Here is a 15,728-nt window from a genome sequence, read left to right on the forward strand (position 1 = left end):
TAAAAATGATACAGCTATAATAAAGTAAGGGGCAAAAATAAAGGCCAACAGCCATTCAATGACTAGCCAGCTCACGAATGGGATGGTAGTATGCGGCCTCCTCGCATGTGTTGACCCCACCATCATGACGATGCGACCCACCCGGTACGCTGCTAGTTTAGTAGGCGCAAGGTGACGAGATCGCAGTAACGCAGGGCTAAATGGCTCACCGCGTTTGACGTGTGTAGATGGCGCGCTGATAAGTATTTGCCACCCAGGCAGATACGGCGCAAACGGTCGCCACGAAGGCTGTTGTGTGTGTTTCTACAATACGACAACAGCCCATGCCAGGTGCGACCGGTGTCCCCGACTCCGTTAATGTTGTCCTGCGTTATCGCAGGGCCTGTGTGTTTTGCCGCGTCTGGGGACGCCTATACTGTTTTTTGCCGGTCCTGCCGGCCTACCAAGGTGTGATTAATGACCTCGACTTCTGTCGCCTCGCCGAGCTTCGGCGAACTGGCCCTGCTGCCTGCTATTCATTCTGCCATTGAGACTCTTGGCTACGAGACTCCATCACCGATTCAGGCACAGACCATTCCAGCTCTGCTGGAAGGCCGCGACATGCTGGGCCAGGCCCAGACCGGTACCGGCAAGACCGCTGCCTTTGCCTTACCACTGCTCTCGCGTCTGGAGCTTGACCGCCGGGCCACCCAGGTGCTGGTGATGGCGCCTACCCGTGAACTGGCCCAGCAGGTGGCCATGTCGTTCACCCGCTACGGCCAGAACCTAAAAGGTCTGGAAGTTGCTGTACTGTGCGGCGGTATGGAGTATCGCGAGCAGTTGATGGCGCTGCGCCGTGGTGCTCAGGTGGTGGTGGGTACGCCGGGTCGTATCATCGATCACCTGGATCGCAAAAGTCTCAAGCTGGATGGCCTGTCTGCGCTGGTACTCGACGAAGCCGACGAAATGCTGCGCATGGGCTTCATCGACGACGTCAAACGTGTTGTTGCCGATACTCCCCAGGATGCTCAGCGGGTATTTTTCTCAGCAACTCTGCCGCGTGAAATCGAGCGTATCGTCAACCGTTACCTGGTTGATCCGGTCAAGGTAGCCATCGAGTCACGTGCCTCCAGCGGTGACAACATCGAGCAGCGCCGTGTGCGCGTTGATGGCGGCGCAAAGCTGGAAGCACTGTCACGCATTCTTGAAGTCGAGCCGGTCGATGCGGCCATTGTCTTTGTGCGTACCCGCGCTGCCTGTACCACCCTGACCGAGCAGCTGACTGCCCGTGGCATCAATGCTGCCGGCCTGTCTGGTGATCTGGATCAGAGCCTGCGTGAGCGCACCATTACGCGTCTCAAGCGTGGCAAAGTCGACGTGCTGATTGCCACCGACGTGGCGGCGCGTGGTCTGGATGTCCCGCGCATCACCCACGTGATCAACTACGATCTGCCCCAGGACGCTGAAGCCTATACGCACCGCATCGGGCGTACAGGTCGTGCCGGCCGTGACGGTATCGCCATCACCTTTGCCGGTAATCGCGAAGGCCGTAAGGTCGGCTGGCTGGAGCAGGCCAACGGCCAGAAGATGGCTGATATGGAACTGCCTGATGAGGCCGCCATGCGCGCTCATCGCGATGAAGTCTTCCATCAGCGCGTCATTGCTTCGCTGACCCGCGGTGCCGAAGAGCAGCAGGCGTTGATCGAGCGTTTGGTCGAAGAAGGTCATGATCCGCTGGAGCTGGCCTGTGTGTTCGCTTCCATGGCGCGTGCTGATGAGGCGCCGATCGGTCGTCTGCAGCCGCCGCGCAAAGAGCGTAGCGATAGTGGCGACCGTGCTCCGGGTCGTGGTGAGCGTGGTCCCCGTCGTGACCGTGGCCCCAGCGAAGGCATGACCCGCTATCGCGTGTCTGTCGGCCATAAAGATGGCGTCAAGCCGGGCCAGCTGGTTGGTGCTTTAGCCAACGAAGGTGGTATTGAAGGAAATCGCATTGGCCGCATCGATATCCGTAATGGCTTTTCGGTAGTTGAGCTGCCCAGCAGCCTGCCGGCTAGCATTCTGGCCAAGATGGCGCGTGCCCGCGTTGCCGGCCGTGCGCTGGAGATCAGCGAAGATCGCGCACCGGAGCGCGCACCGCGCCGCCGTCGCGATGACAGCGGCCCGATTCCGCGTCGTGAAAGAGCCTGATCCAGATGTGAGGCATTCAGACTCAGCGCTGAGCTGAGTCCGTCATAGCCGCTGCCATCCTTGGTAGCGTCGCCAGGCAGGCCGGGAGACTCTCCCGGCCTGCCTGTTTCTCGTTGAACGAAAGATAGTGCCAACTGGCACAGTAACACTAACAAGAGGAGCGAGGCGTATGTGGAAGCAGTTGCCATTCCGCCTGCGTGGTTACTTGATCACCATGGCAGGCGTGATGCTGGTGTCACCAGATGCGCTGTTGATCAAGGACACCGATGTGGATGTGCCGACTTTCATGTTCTGGCGTGGCCTGTTGCTGGGTGTTCTGCTGTTGATTGTTGCTCTAGCGCGCTATCGGCGTCACCTACCCCAGGCGATTCGCGCCTGCGGTCCGGCAGCCTGGTGGTGTCCGTTGGCGTTTGCCGCTAGCGCCTGGGCATTTGTAATTGCCACACGGCTCACCGCTGCCGGCAACGTGCTGGTAATGATGACGCTGGCGCCGCTGGTTGCCGGGATGATCGGCCTGGTGGTGTATGGTCAGCGGATTCGTCGTCAGACCTGGGTAGTGATATTCATCTGTGTCGCTGGTGCAACACTGATGGCTGCTGGCGAAGTAGGGCAGGGTAGCTTGCTTGGGCTGGCCGTTGCACTGGTGGTGCCGGCGGCCATTGCCGTTAACACAACAGTGGCCAGCGCTCAGAAGGGAGCTCGTTCCCGCGGTGTGGACACCACTGTCATTCTGCCGCTGGGCTGCCTGGCGATGCTGATACCGGCAGTTTTTTTGGGCGGTGCACAGCTACCTGCAGCGGATGAATTGAACCGACTATTACTGTTGGCCGCGTTTCTTTCCGGTGCCTATTTCTTGATCCAGACCGGTGCGCGCTACCTGCCTGGTGCTGAGGTTAGCCTGGTCATGCTGCTGGAAACGGTGGTAGGTGCGCTGTTGGTGTGGTGGTGGCTTGGCGAAACGCCACCGCCGTTGGCCTTTTTAGGTGGCGGTATCATTGTTGCTGCCATGCTGATTAGTAGCCTGAAGGATCTGAGACGTCAGCGTCGTAAGGTCGCTGCCGGCGCGCCAGACAATTGGCAGATGCAGGTCGATGCGGAAGTGCAGGCGCATGCCAAACAGATGGAAGCGCTGCTGGAAGAAGACAAAGGCGGGCAGACCTAGCCGCCACAAAAACTCCCGACAGTCTGTGTGATGCGCTACAGGTGCCGGGAGCTGTTTCTGTTTCTTGTACCTACTCGTAATCGAGCTTGAGCGTTTGTGCTGTGGCTTTGCGGATATCGCGGCAGGCTTGAGCATCCACTTTGAGGTCAATCCCATAGGTGGGAATGATGGTAGCCAGACGCTCTTTCCATCCGTCGTGTTTCAGCTGGTTGCTGAAGCAGGTTTCGAGCACATTGATGGCAATATAGGCAGCGGTAGAGGCACCAGGAGAGGCGCCCAGCAGTACGCTGAACGACTTGTCTTCACTGGTGATCAGCTCTGTACCGAATTCCAGGCTGCCCGCGGTTGTTTTTCCGGGCTTGATGATCTGTACCCGTTGTCCTGCTACCGCCTTGTGCCAGTCACCGTGCCGGGCCTTGGGGTAGAACTCCTTAAGCATGTCGAATTGGTGCGCGCTGCTCTGGAGTACCTGACCGATAAGGTATTCGCTCAACGACCAGTTGTCTTTAGCCACATCCAGCATCGGCAGGATGTTGCCGGGCCTGACCGATTCCATAAGATCCATGTAGGAGCCGCGCTTTAGGAACTTGGTGGAAAAGCCAGCGTAGGGGCCAAACAGCAGCGAACGCTTGCCACCAATGATGCGCGTATCCATGTGCGGAACCGACATGGGAGGCGAGCCCTTGGCGGCTTTGCCATACACCTTGGCATGGTGCTGGTCTGCAACGGTCCCGTCATCACAGCGAAGCCAGATACCACTGATCGGGAAGCCCCCGTAGCCTTTGCCCTCTGGAATGCCAGATTTCTGCAGTAGTTCTATGGCTCGTCCGCCGGCGCCTACAAAGACGAACTTCGCTGAAATGGAAACGGTCTCGTGGGTTTTCAGGTCCTTGACATACACTCGCCAGCTGCCGTCGCTGTTTTTGTACACATCAACAACTTCATGCTGGTAGTAAGCAGAAGCGCCGTCCTGCTGCGTCAGCTGGCTCATCAGGTCGCGTGTTAGGGCGCCATAATCTACATCGGCACCGCTGGCCACCCGAGTCATGGCAACTTTCTGGTCGGGGTTGCGCCCGTCCATGACCAATGGCGCCCACTCGCGAAGCTGTGCTGGATCGTCACTGTATTGCATGTGTTCATAGCAGTGGTGTTCCGACATCTGGCGATAGCGCTGCTGCAGGAATTTGACGTTATCATCCTCCCACACGACGCTGACGTGAGGGCAGGCATGAATAAAGTTGCCGGGATCGGCGATCCTGCCTTCAGTGACCAGGTAAGACCACAGCTGGCGCGACAGATCAAACTCTGTATTGACCTCAAGCGCCTTGCTGATATTCACCGTGCCGTCAGCGTTGGGCGGTGTGTAGTTCATCTCACAGTTGGCTGCGTGGCCGGTGCCTGCGTTGTTCCAGGGGTCAGAACTTTCCAGCGCACAGTCGTCGAGTCGTTCGAACACGGTCACGTTCAGGTCCGGTTCGAGCTCCTTGAGTAAGGTGCCCAGGGTGGCGCTCATGATGCCGGCGCCGATCAACACAACATCTGTGCTTTCGATAACCTCGTTACTCATCAACATTGCCCTCTACACGGTTTGCCTTGAAGGAAACCTCGGTTCCTTCTTCAAAGACGACGTAAGCACGCTGCCAGGGCTCATCATCAATCAGACGCCATTTATGGCCGCTACCGCTATTGTCTTGGGCCAGTAGGATATCACCGGGCTTGATGATGAAAGTGGCACCAGATTTTGTTTCAAACTCCAGTGTGCCTGATAGGGTGATCACATAACGCGGTTCAGGGTCCTGGTGCCAGCCCCAGGAGCCGCCTGGCGCTGTCTCGCGAAAAGAAAGCCGGGCCACAGGAATCGATTGGCTGGCCTGATCGCCTCGTTCACCCTGGGTGAATTCAATAGTGCCTTCTTCAAACAAGGAGTTACCGTCTTCTCCTGTCCATAGGCGTACGCAGCGAATCATGGCATTTGCCTCTCTACAACGATGGGTATTGGTTGTATTCGTAATAGGCAAAGTAATCTTTCAGCGGGACCGGGTCCAGTGTCTGACCGGTGTGCGCATGACTTGCTCGGGGTACCAGGCCTTGCTCAAGCGCTCAGCAGAGCAAGCGCCGCCAGGGCGCTTGCTGCCGAGAAACGATGGTTTGACTCAGCGGCTGATGCGCTGTTCGAGGAAATCGAAAATGGTGTCGGCGGGCACCATGGTGGCTTCGGTATCGCGACGCCCCTTGTACTCAAGCTCGTTTTTATCGAGACCGCGATCACCAATCACCAGGCGATGGGGGATACCCATCAGCTCGTGGTCAGCAAAACGTGCGCCGGGGCGCAGGTCGCGGTCATCAAGCAGTACTTCAAAACCGGCCTCTGTCAGCGCCTGATACAGCCTTTCACTTTCCTCACGCACACGCTGGGATTTATGTGCGTTCATGGGAACCATGGCGATCTGGAACGGAGCGATGGCTTCGGGCCAGGTAATGCCGTTCTCGTCATGGTTTTGCTCGATAGCGGCGGCGACGACGCGGGTAATCCCGATACCATAGCAGCCCATCCACGGATGAGCGGCCTTGCCGTTGGCATCCAGTACGGTGGCGTTCATGGCCTCGGAGTACTTCTGGCCCAGCTGGAACACATGGCCGACCTCGATACCGCGCTTGATCGATAGGGTTCCTTTGCCATCCGGTGACGGGTCGCCCTCGACTACCTTGCGCAGGTCGGCCACCTGGGGCAGGGGAAGATCGCGCTCCCAGTTGATGCCGAAGTAGTGCTTGCCGTCCACGTTGGCGCCGGCGCCGAAATCGCTCATCAGCGCAACGCTGCGGTCAATGATGATCGGCATTTCAAGCCCGACCGGCCCCAGTGAGCCCGGGCCGGCACCCGCGGCGGTGCGGATTTCTTCTTCACTGGCCATGGTCAGCGGGCTGGCTACTTCGGGCAGGTTCTCGGCCTTGATCTCATTGAGCTCGTGATCGCCGCGTACCAGCAGTGCGATCAGCTGGCCGTCGGTGCCATGCACCATCAGCGTCTTGAGGGTCTTTTCAATCGGCAGGCCGTGTTGCTCTACCAGAGTAGCAATGGTGCGCGCGTCTGGCGTGTCGACCAGGCGTAGCTCTTCACCGGGCGCTGGGCGCTGTGGCTCGGAACCTAGCGGCGCCGGCAGTGCCTCGGCCTTTTCCATGTTGGCGGCATAGTCGGAGCCGGTAGAAAAGACGATGTCGTCTTCACCGGAGTCAGCCAGTACATGAAATTCATGGGAGCCCGTGCCGCCGATAGAACCGTTGTCGGCAATTACTGGGCGAAAGTCCAGGCCCAGGCGCGTGAAGATGCGCACATAGGCGTCGTACATCGCTTGATAGGTTTCTTTTAGCGAGGCTTCATCAATGTTGAAGGAGTAGGCGTCCTTCATGATGAATTCCCGCGATCGCATCACGCCAAAGCGTGGGCGAATCTCGTCACGGAACTTGGTCTGGATCTGATAGAAGTTCGACGGCAGCTGCTTGTAGCTGGAGATCTCACGGCGCATCAGATCGGTGATGACTTCTTCGTGGGTTGGTCCGATGCAGTAGTCGCGCTGATGGCGATCCTTGAGGCGTAACAGTTCCGGGCCATATTCTTCCCAGCGGCCGGACTCCTGCCATAGATCAGCAGGCTGGACAGCCGGCATTAGCACTTCCTGGGCACCGGCGCGGTCCATTTCCTCGCGTACGATGCGTTCCACCTTGCGCAGTGTTCTGAGGCCGACTGGCAGCCAGGTGTAGAGGCCGGAGGTCAGGCGACGGATCAGGCCAGCACGCAGCATCAGCTGGTGGCTGATGACCTCGGCGTCGGCGGGAGTTTCCTTCATGGTGGAGATCAACAGTTGCGTGGCGCGCATGGGTCCGGCGTAACCTCGAAGTTAGGTGAATCGAAACTGATCAGGCCGCAGCTTGCGGCAACGTATCGCTATTGTACGTTCAAGGCTGTCCAGCGGCAAAACCGGTGTCTGGTTACCCAAGGCTTTAGTCTAAACACGAGCAAATTAATAGCAGGATAACGATTTACGTGAGAATATTAACGCCGACATTTAACCTATAACTATTACATGACTCGTTGTACTGATTAGGGAGTTCACCATGGTCGATCATACGCTTCTTCAGTCACGCTGCCGCTGGGCTCCCGGGCTTGATCTTGTGCAAAGTGCTGAGCAGGCATCTGAGCTGATCAAGGATGGCATGACTGTGGGCATGAGCGGTTTTACCCGTGCCGGTGAAGCCAAGGCGGTGCCGCGGGCACTGGCTGAGCAGGCCCGGCGTGAGCCGCTGTCAATCACCTTGATGACCGGCGCCTCGCTGGGCAATGATCTGGACAAGCTGCTAACCGAAGCCAATGTGCTGTCGCGGCGCATGCCGTTTCAGGTCGATGCCACTCTGCGGCGCGCTATCAACGATGGCAAGGTGATGTTTCTTGACCAGCACCTGTCGGAAACTGTGGAGTTGCTGCGTAACCACCAGTTGGGTGAGATCGACGTGGCGGTTGTCGAGGCCTGCGCGATTACTGAAGAAGGACATATCGTGCCGACCACTTCGGTGGGCAACTCTGCTAGCTACGCCATCCTTGCCGACAAGATCATTGTTGAGCTGAATCTGTCGTCACCGGCAGCGTTGGAAGGCATGCACGATATCTATATTCCGCAGATGCGTCCCACGCGCCCGCCGATTCCAGTGGTTGCGGCAGACACCCGAATCGGTTCACCAGGCATTCCGGTGGATCCGTCGCGTATTGCTGCCATTGTTGTTACCCAAGAAAAGGACAGCCCGTCCACGGTCATGCCGGCGGATGAGGATACCCAGCGGATCGCTGACCACCTGATTGAGTTTTTCACTGCTGAAGTTGAGGCCGGACGGCTGGCGCCCTCGCTGCTGCCGTTGCAGGCTGGTATCGGCACCATGGCCAATGCGGTAATGAGCGGCCTGGCTGATGGGCCTTTTGAGCACCTGACCATGTATTCCGAAGTATTGCAGGACTCCACCTTTGATCTGCTGGATAGCGGCAAGCTCGACTTTGCTTCGGGCTGCTCGATCACTCTGTCGGAAGACTGTGGGGAGCGCGTCTGGCCACATCTGGACAAGTATCGAGATCGTCTGGTACTGCGCCCTCAGGAGCTGTCCAACCATCCTGGTATCGTGCGTCGGCTGGGTATTATTGCCATCAATACGGCGCTTGAGGCGGATATCTACGGTAACGTCAACTCGACCCACGTGTGTGGCACCCGGATGATGAACGGCATTGGCGGCTCGGGTGATTTCGCGCGCAACGCTCAGCTGTCGATATTTGTGACTAAATCGTTGGCCAAGGGCGGTGATGTTTCGAGCTTCGTGCCCTTTGCCAGCCATGTTGACCACACCGAGCATGATGTAGATATTCTGGTTTCCGAGCATGGTTTGGCTGACTTGCGGGGCTTAGCGCCTCGTGAGCGGGCTGCGGTGATTATTGAGAAGTGTGCTGATCCGCTGTATCGCCCGGCGTTGCGCAGTTACTTCGAGGAGGCCTGCGAGCGTGGGGGACACACGCCACACTGTCTGGAACAGGCGCTGTCCTGGCACGCAGCGGTGGAGCGTGATGGGAGTATGCAGGCGTTCCAGCTTCGTGAACCACTGGGTCGTGTTGCTGAAGGCTAGAAGGTATCGACAGTCTAGCGATCAGTCGCCGACCAGATACTTGTCACGCAGCGCCCACAGGATAGCGGCGGTTTGCGCGTCGGGGAAACCGCGGTAGTCAGCCGGGCGGAAGTGCATCTGGAATGCGGAAAGGGCTGATTGGGTCGCAGTGTCGAGGGTGCCGGTGGCAGTCACGTCATAACCCCAGTCGGCCAGCGCTTTTTGCAGCTCTCCCATCGAGGGCGGCTGGCTGGCAAAGCGTCGGTAATAATGATTGACGGTGTTGTCGTCCGGCCAGGCGCCCACTCCGGCGTCGTAGAGCCGCTTCCAGGGAAATGCTGGGCCGGGATCAATCTTGCGGGTGGGTGCAATGTCGGAGTGGCCAAGCACCTGCCAGGGTTCGATCTGATGACGGGCGATGATGTCCTGGGACAGCGCAATCAGTGCCTCAATCTGGGTCTCATCATATTCGTGCCAGGGAATGCCCTGGGCATCGCCGCTCATCAAAGCTTGGGTCAGCGTAGCCGCATTCATGGGGTAGGGACCACGATTGACGATTTCGATACCGATGCTGGTGTCGTTAATGTTGCGCCTGCCTTGCCAGGCGCTACTGCCGGCATGCCAGGCGCGTCGTGATTCATCCACCAGCTGCATGACCAGCGGGCCACTCGGACCTTGTTGCCCGGGGCCGGGAATCAGATAGTGCGCGCTGACCCCGCCGCTGGTCAGTGCATTCAGAGAAGGACTCTGGTCCTCGTAGGTGTAGTGAAACACCAGATGCTTCACGCGGCTGTCGTGATCGGTGGCGCTGAAGCGGGTGTCTAGCGTATAGCCCGGTGCGAAACCCTGCCCGGCATGATCCATACTGCCGCCCAACAACGCGCAGCCACTCAGCATTAGCATCCAGCCGCCAAATCTTGCGCTTCGGCTGGTGCGCTGCGGCGTCTTTTTGCGGTTGGTTGTGCCACGCTTTGGCTGTGCCGTGCGTTCTTTACTCAGCGACTGTACTCATGATTTAGAAGCCAGGCAGTGCAGTGCCCGGCAGGATTAATGTAAAGCGACCCGCGGCCCGCTGGGCTCAGCGCACCAGCTCACGCATGGCGTCTTCCAGCCCCGCTGGTGTCATGGGGTACATGCGATCCTCGATCAGCTCGCGGATCAGCTGGGTAGAATAGGTGTATTCCCAGTGATCGGGCGGTGAGGGGTTGATCCATACCAGATGCGGGAAGGCGCTGACCACCCGCTTAAGCCATACGCCACCGGCTTCGCGGTTGAAGTGCTCCACGCTGCCACCAGGGTGGGTAATTTCATAGGGTGACATGGCCGCATCGCCGACAATCACGACCTTGTAGTCGGCGCCGTAGGTGCGCAGCACCTCCAGGGTCGACACCGGTCGTTCGTGACGGCGGGTGTTTTCGCGCCACAGGCCTTCATACACGCAGTTATGGAAGTAGTAGTGTTCGAGGTGCTTGAACTCGGAGCGTGCCGCCGAGAAAAGCTCTTCGCAGGCACGGATGTGGTCGTCCATGGAGCCGCCCACGTCGAGCAACAGCAGGACCTTGACTGCGTTGTGACGCTCGGGGCGCATGCGCACATTGAGCAGGCCGGCATCCCGGGCGGTGTCGCGGATGGTGGCGTCAAGGTCCAGCTCGTCGGCGGCGCCCGAGCGGGCGAAGCGGCGCAGCCGGCGTAGTGCCATCTTGATGTTGCGATTACCCAGCTGCACATCGTCGTCATAGTCGCGAAAACGCCGCTCGTCCCATACTTTCACCGCTCTGCGATGACGCGAACCGTCCTGGCCGATGCGAATGCCCTCGGGGTTGTAGCCATAGGCGCCGAACGGGCTGGTGCCGCCGGTGCCTATCCACTTGTTGCCCCCGGCGTGGCGTTCCTTTTGCTCTTCGAGGCGCTTCTTGAAGGTCTCGATGAGGTTTTCCAGGCCGCCCAGGGATTCAATTTCGGCTTTCTCCTCCGGGCTGAGTTGTTTCTCGAACTCGCGGCGCAGCCAGTCATCGGGAATCAACGCCTCAATGGCGGCGTCCATGTCTTCGATGCCCTCAAACCAGCTGGAAAAGGCGCGGTCGAAGCGGTCGAAGTGACGCTCGTCCTTGACCATCACCGTGCGCGCCACCTGATAGAACGCCTGGGTGTCGGCGAACACCACGCCGCGCTCCACTGCGGCATGCAGATCGAGCAGCTCGCGCAGCGACACTGGCACATCAAAGCGACGCAGGGTGTCAAACAGACCGATAAACATGCTTTAACGTCCCTGACGGCGGACCATGAAGGCTAGCCGCTGCAGCAGCTGGGTGTCCTGCTCATTCTTGATCAGCGCACCGGCCAGTGGGGGCAGCGCTTTACTGGGATCACGCTGGTAGAGCGCCTCCAGGGCCAGGTCGTCGGCCATCAGTAATTTGAGCCAGTCGACCAGCTCGGAGGTAGAGGGCTTTTTCTTGAGCCCAGGCGCTTCACGCAGCTCAAAAAATACCTGTAGCGCTTCGCTGGCCAGTTTGGGGGCGATGTCGGGATAGTGCACATCGATGATCGCCTGCATGGTCTCGCGGTCAGGAAATTCGATGTAGTGAAAGAAGCAGCGGCGCAGGAAGGCATCCGGTAGCTCCTTTTCGTTGTTAGAGGTGATCACGATGATCGGCCGGTGCTGGGCACTGATGGTCTCGTTGGTCTCGTGAACGTGAAACGCCATGCGGTCGAGTTCCTGCAGCAGATCGTTGGGGAACTCGATATCGGCCTTGTCGACTTCATCAATCAGCAGTACCACGCGCTTGTCGGCGGTGAAGGCCTCCCACAGCTTGCCGGGCTTGATGTAGTTGGCGACATTCTCGACGCCTTCAACGCCGAGCTGAGAGTCACGCAGTCGGCTAACGGCATCGTACTCGTACAGGCCCTGTGTGGCCTTGGTGGTGGACTTGATGTGCCAGGTGATCAGCTGGGTGTTCAGCGATGCGGCCAGCTCCTCAGCCAGGCGCGTCTTGCCGGTGCCGGGCTCGCCTTTAATCAGCAGTGGCCGCTCCAGGATGACGGCGGCATTAACGGCCTGTTTGAGGGACTCGGTGGCTACATAGGTGGAAGTGGAATCAAACGCCATGGGGAAAGTCTCAACCGGTAGTTGGAGCTGAATAAAAAAAAGCGATACGTATTCAAACAAGTGTACGGAAGGCGCGCCATGGGGACAAATCATGCGTTTTTCAGACCTTCGTTTCTTCTCCATTGGAGCGCGTACGATAGGCGGTTACCAGTGTGGCCGGGTCCTGTTCGGCGAATCCTTGGCTGGCGTGGCTGCGCATCAGTTGGGCGGCCAGGCCGCTCATGGGCGTGGCGCTGCCGCTGCGCTGGCTCTGGGCGACCGCCATGTCGAGATCTTTGAGCAGAGTGCGCAGATGCCAGGCAGGGTTGGCGAAGTCGCTTCTGGCCATGCGCGGCGTCAGGATCTGGAAGGGCGTGGAGTCGGCAAAGCCGCCGGCCAACGCTTCCGCCAGGCGTCCAGCATCCACGCCGCTAGTCTCAGCTAGCGCTACCATCTCGGCGATCACCGCGGCCTGGCAGCCCACCACCATCTGGTTACACACCTTGGTAACCTGGCCCGCACCTACCGGGCCCATATGGGTCACTCGTGTGGAAAGTGGCTCAAGCAACGGCTGGAGAGCCTCAATATCGGTGCTTTGGCCGCCGGCCATCATTACCAGGCTGCCGGCCTCGGCTCCCGCCACGCCGCCGGACACCGGGCAGTCGATCCAGCGCATGCCGCAGGTATCTTCCAGCCGCGTGGCAAAGTCCCGCGTTGCCGCGGGGTCGCTGCTGGAGAAGTCGATCAGTAGCTGATTAGGTCGGCCGTGGGTCGCCACGCCGCCCTCGCCAAACACCACCGTCTCGACCACATCGGTGTTGGCCAGGCACAGCATCACGACATCCACGCTTGCAACCAGTTCGCCGATGGAGCCGGCCACGTGAGCGCCAGCTTCACACAGTGTCTCGGCCTTGGCTAGCGTGCGGTTCCATACCCACACGTCGAAGCCCGCCTGCAGCAGGCGGCGGGTCATGGGGTCGCCCATCAGGCCGATGCCAATGAAACCGAGTCGGGGTTGGGTCATGGGCAGATCTCCAAGGCTGAAAAAGAATAAAGTCACAGGATGCGTGATTGCACTGGACGATGCTACTCGAAGTCGCCGGCTGCTTTATCACCGGCTGCTGCTGGCGCAGCGCCTCCCGGATGGCGACAATGGCTCTTTTCAGAGGAGGCCATGCCATGCGACTCAGGATACTCTCCGATCTGCATCTTGAATGCTTTGATGGAGGGCGGGAGCTGCCGGACGTGGCGTGCGATGTAGTGGTTCTCGCCGGTGATATCTCGCGCAAGACCCGAGGACTCAGCTGGGCTGCTGAGCGTTTCAGCGGTACGCCGATTCTTTACCAACCTGCCCGTAAGGCATCGCCCACTCTGGCGGTGATATAAGGGCGTACCGCCATGCGGTGCCCGGTTCAGGGCAATCGCACGTCGAGACTCGTTCGCAATTGAAACATAAAGGATAGTTCGGTATTGAACTGACCCCCAATAGTTGGACAGTTCACTCAGTCGGCGCCCAAGGCCTGAGTCCTGTACTGTACGGGGCTCAGGCCGTTTAGTTTCAGCCTGATGCGTTCGTGGTTGTAGTAATGGATGTACTGGTCAAGCCCTTGCTGCAGCTGCTCAATGGTGTTGAACCGGTTCAGGTGGAAATACTCGGCCTTCAGGGTACCGAAGAAGCTCTCCATGGCGGCATTGTCCAGGCAGTTCCCTTTCCGTGACATGTTGCGGAGTATCCGCTTCTCCACCACCAGGCGGCGATAGCTGGGGCGGCGGTAATGCCAGCCCTGATCTGAATGGAGCAGCGGCCGATCCCCTGGCATCAACCTGCCAATCTTCAGCATACCCCTCACTAGATCGAACACCGGACGCGGTCCTGTCTGAAAGGCAATGATCTCTCCGTTATACAGACCCATAACCGGTGACAGATAGAGCTTCTGGCCATTCACTTTGAACTCGGTGATTTTACATGCGATTGCCCTGGTGCCCGGTTGAAATCCTGAATATAGCCTGATATTTATATAGTATGACAAAGCGTGCCTACAAAGAACGGTTTTATCCCACGCCCGAGCAAGCGGGATTGTTGGCGCAGTCGTTCGGCTGCGTGCGTTTTGTCTGGAACAACACCTTGGCTTATCGCACCGAAGCGTATCAACTGCGTGATGAAACCATATCGCACTCGGCAGCGGAAAAGCGGCTGGTAGCCCTCAAGGCTGACTACCCCTGGCTGAAAGACGTGTCCAGCGTAACCCTTCAACAAGCCCTGCGCGATCAAAAAGCCGCCTTCGACAACTTCTTCAATCCAACGCTGAAGGCGCGATATCCGCGCTTCAAGACCAAGGGTGGTCGGCAATCCATCCGGCTGACCAAAGCTGCCTTCCGCTATCGCGATGGCAACATCACCATTGCCAAAACACAGGCACCGCTGCCGATCCGCTGGAGCCGGCCGCTGCCCAGCGCCCCGTCCAGCGTGACGATTTCGCGCGACCGTGCCGGCCGTTATTTCATTAGCTGTCTATGCGAGTTCACGCCCAAGTCGTTGCCGGTATCGCCTCATGCCGTCGGCATTGACTTGGGGCTGGCTGACCTGTTCATCACCAGCAACGGGCAGAAGTCCGGCAACCCGTGCCACCTCAAGCGGTATGCTGCCAAACTGTCCTACCTACAACGCCGGCTGGCCAAGAAGAAAAAGGGCTCGAACAACCGCCACAAAATGCGCCGGAAAGTGGCGCGTCTGCATGCCAGAATCGCGGACTGCCGCCGTGATGCGATGCATAAAGCCACTCGCACACTGATCAACGAAAACCAAGTGATCTGTGTCGAGTCGCTAAATATCACCGGCATGGTCAAAAACCGTGCCTTGGCCAGAGCCATCAGCGATGCCGGCTGGGGCGAGTTCGTGCGCCAGCTTGCCTACAAGGCCGAATGGGCCGGCCGTCAACTGGTTCAGGTGAGCCAGTGGCTGCCCAGCAGCAAAACATGCCACGGCTGCGGCCATCGAGTCGAAAAACTGCCGCTGTCGCGGCGCCATTGGCACTGTGATGGCTGTGACCGGGCCATCGACCGCGACATCAACGCGGCGAACAATATCCGAACCGCCGGACTGGCGGGGTTAGCCTGTGGAGCGACTGGATCGGGGGCCGTGGCCTAGCTACGGTCTAGTGAAGGCGTGCTGAAGCAGGAAGGTTCTCGGGGTGACCCAAGAACCCTCGCCCAAAGCGCCTGGCGCGACGGGGGGGGAGTGTCAGGTGCCTGGCAATCATGAATTCTACCGAAGCTGTATGCCCGCGCTGCGTCGGGAGTTGGCAGAGGAGGCCCAGCGTTTGGGCATCCATTTGCTGGATAAGTGTACCCTGACGCTTGGCGGGGTGCGCTTTCATGGCACCACACTATGGACTGACTTCGCGCTCTATGCTGATCAGCCCGATAATGATCCGGCGCTGACTGAAGATAAAGCGCTGGCGCTGATGCCAGACTTCCACATCATTGAGCAGCCGGAAGATGAGATATTTACTCCGGCGGAGAGTCAGCGGCTACACGCTGAGTCGTTAGCCTGGTTGGAGCAGGAGCTGGCCAAGCCATTCGCCGGTCCGCGGGTGGTGATCAGCCACCACGCGCCACTGGCCGAGTGCATTCCACAAAACTACCGTGGCGATGCCCTGTCGCCTGCTTTTGCCTCGG

General features: G+C 59.0%; 12 protein-coding genes and 2 pseudogenes. 6 read left to right on the forward strand and 8 right to left on the reverse strand.

Annotated elements, in window-relative coordinates; genetic code table 11:
- The first annotated feature begins 456 nt into the window (after positions 1–456).
- Together ACTH3D_RS03040 and ACTH3D_RS03045 are read left to right on the forward strand one after the other, a co-directional pair.
- Positions 457–2,166 carry a DEAD/DEAH box helicase gene (locus ACTH3D_RS03040; protein ID WP_441665120.1) on the forward strand — a complete coding sequence of 570 codons (1,710 nt, stop codon included), beginning with the start codon at positions 457–459 and terminating at the stop codon, positions 2,164–2,166.
- Positions 2,167–2,335: 169 nt separating this feature from the next.
- On the forward strand, positions 2,336–3,328 hold the full coding sequence (locus ACTH3D_RS03045) for a DMT family transporter (protein WP_441665122.1): 993 nt from the start codon (positions 2,336–2,338) through the stop codon (positions 3,326–3,328).
- 70 nt (positions 3,329–3,398) lie between these two features.
- Here the strand turns inward: ACTH3D_RS03045 and mqo are convergent, their stop codons facing one another.
- The 3 genes from mqo to ACTH3D_RS03060 form a co-directional block, all read right to left on the reverse strand.
- Positions 3,399–4,895, reverse strand: coding sequence for a malate dehydrogenase (quinone) (gene mqo, locus ACTH3D_RS03050; protein WP_441665124.1), 1,497 nt, complete (start codon positions 4,893–4,895; stop codon positions 3,399–3,401).
- Positions 4,888–5,295, reverse strand: a complete 408-nt coding sequence (locus tag ACTH3D_RS03055) for a hypothetical protein (RefSeq protein ID WP_441665126.1) — start codon at positions 5,293–5,295, stop codon at positions 4,888–4,890. Before ACTH3D_RS03055 ends, mqo begins: the two co-directional genes overlap by 8 nt.
- 186 nt (positions 5,296–5,481) lie before the next feature.
- A complete protein-coding gene (locus ACTH3D_RS03060; RefSeq protein WP_441665128.1) occupies positions 5,482–7,203 on the reverse strand; it encodes a proline--tRNA ligase in 1,722 nt (573 codons plus the stop codon).
- 238 nt (positions 7,204–7,441) lie between these two features.
- On the opposite strand from ACTH3D_RS03060, the gene ACTH3D_RS03065 reads away from it, so the two are divergent.
- Positions 7,442–8,986, forward strand: coding sequence for an acetyl-CoA hydrolase/transferase family protein (locus ACTH3D_RS03065; protein WP_441665130.1), 1,545 nt, complete (start codon positions 7,442–7,444; stop codon positions 8,984–8,986).
- A 21-nt stretch (positions 8,987–9,007) separates the two neighbouring features.
- On the opposite strand, the gene ACTH3D_RS03070 is transcribed toward ACTH3D_RS03065, so the two are convergent.
- The 4 genes from ACTH3D_RS03070 to ACTH3D_RS03085 form a co-directional block, all read right to left on the reverse strand.
- Positions 9,008–9,868, reverse strand: coding sequence for an N-acetylmuramoyl-L-alanine amidase (locus ACTH3D_RS03070; RefSeq protein ID WP_441665132.1), 861 nt, complete (start codon positions 9,866–9,868; stop codon positions 9,008–9,010).
- Between the two features lie 175 nt (positions 9,869–10,043).
- Positions 10,044–11,222 carry a vWA domain-containing protein gene (locus ACTH3D_RS03075; RefSeq protein WP_441665134.1) on the reverse strand — a complete coding sequence of 393 codons (1,179 nt, stop codon included), beginning with the start codon at positions 11,220–11,222 and terminating at the stop codon, positions 10,044–10,046.
- A gap of 3 nt (positions 11,223–11,225) precedes the next feature.
- The gene (locus ACTH3D_RS03080) at positions 11,226–12,071 is read right to left on the reverse strand and encodes an AAA family ATPase (RefSeq protein WP_441665136.1); all 846 of its coding nucleotides are present in this window, start codon (positions 12,069–12,071) and stop codon (positions 11,226–11,228) included.
- 100 nt (positions 12,072–12,171) lie between these two features.
- Positions 12,172–13,074 carry an NAD(P)-dependent oxidoreductase gene (locus ACTH3D_RS03085; protein WP_441665138.1) on the reverse strand — a complete coding sequence of 301 codons (903 nt, stop codon included), beginning with the start codon at positions 13,072–13,074 and terminating at the stop codon, positions 12,172–12,174.
- A 155-nt stretch (positions 13,075–13,229) separates the two neighbouring features.
- Here ACTH3D_RS03085 and ACTH3D_RS03090 point away from each other — a divergent pair, with 155 nt between their 5' ends.
- Positions 13,230–13,436 (forward strand): hypothetical protein, encoded by a 207-nt coding sequence (locus ACTH3D_RS03090; protein ID WP_441665140.1) that lies wholly within the window; start codon positions 13,230–13,232, stop codon positions 13,434–13,436.
- A 116-nt stretch (positions 13,437–13,552) separates the two neighbouring features.
- Here the strand turns inward: ACTH3D_RS03090 and ACTH3D_RS03095 are convergent.
- Positions 13,553–14,011 (reverse strand): annotated as a pseudogene (locus ACTH3D_RS03095) (IS3 family transposase); the annotation flags it as partial.
- Positions 14,012–14,073: 62 nt separating this feature from the next.
- Between ACTH3D_RS03095 and ACTH3D_RS03100 the strand changes: the two are divergent.
- Positions 14,074–15,198, forward strand: coding sequence for an RNA-guided endonuclease InsQ/TnpB family protein (locus ACTH3D_RS03100; protein ID WP_441665142.1), 1,125 nt, complete (start codon positions 14,074–14,076; stop codon positions 15,196–15,198).
- 130 nt (positions 15,199–15,328) lie between these two features.
- Positions 15,329–15,728: pseudogene (locus ACTH3D_RS03105) on the forward strand (metallo-dependent phosphatase); the annotation flags it as partial.

This window comes from Halomonas sp. (genome assembly GCF_052095765.1).
In the GTDB taxonomy this organism is placed as follows: Bacteria; Pseudomonadota; Gammaproteobacteria; order Pseudomonadales; family Halomonadaceae; genus Halomonas.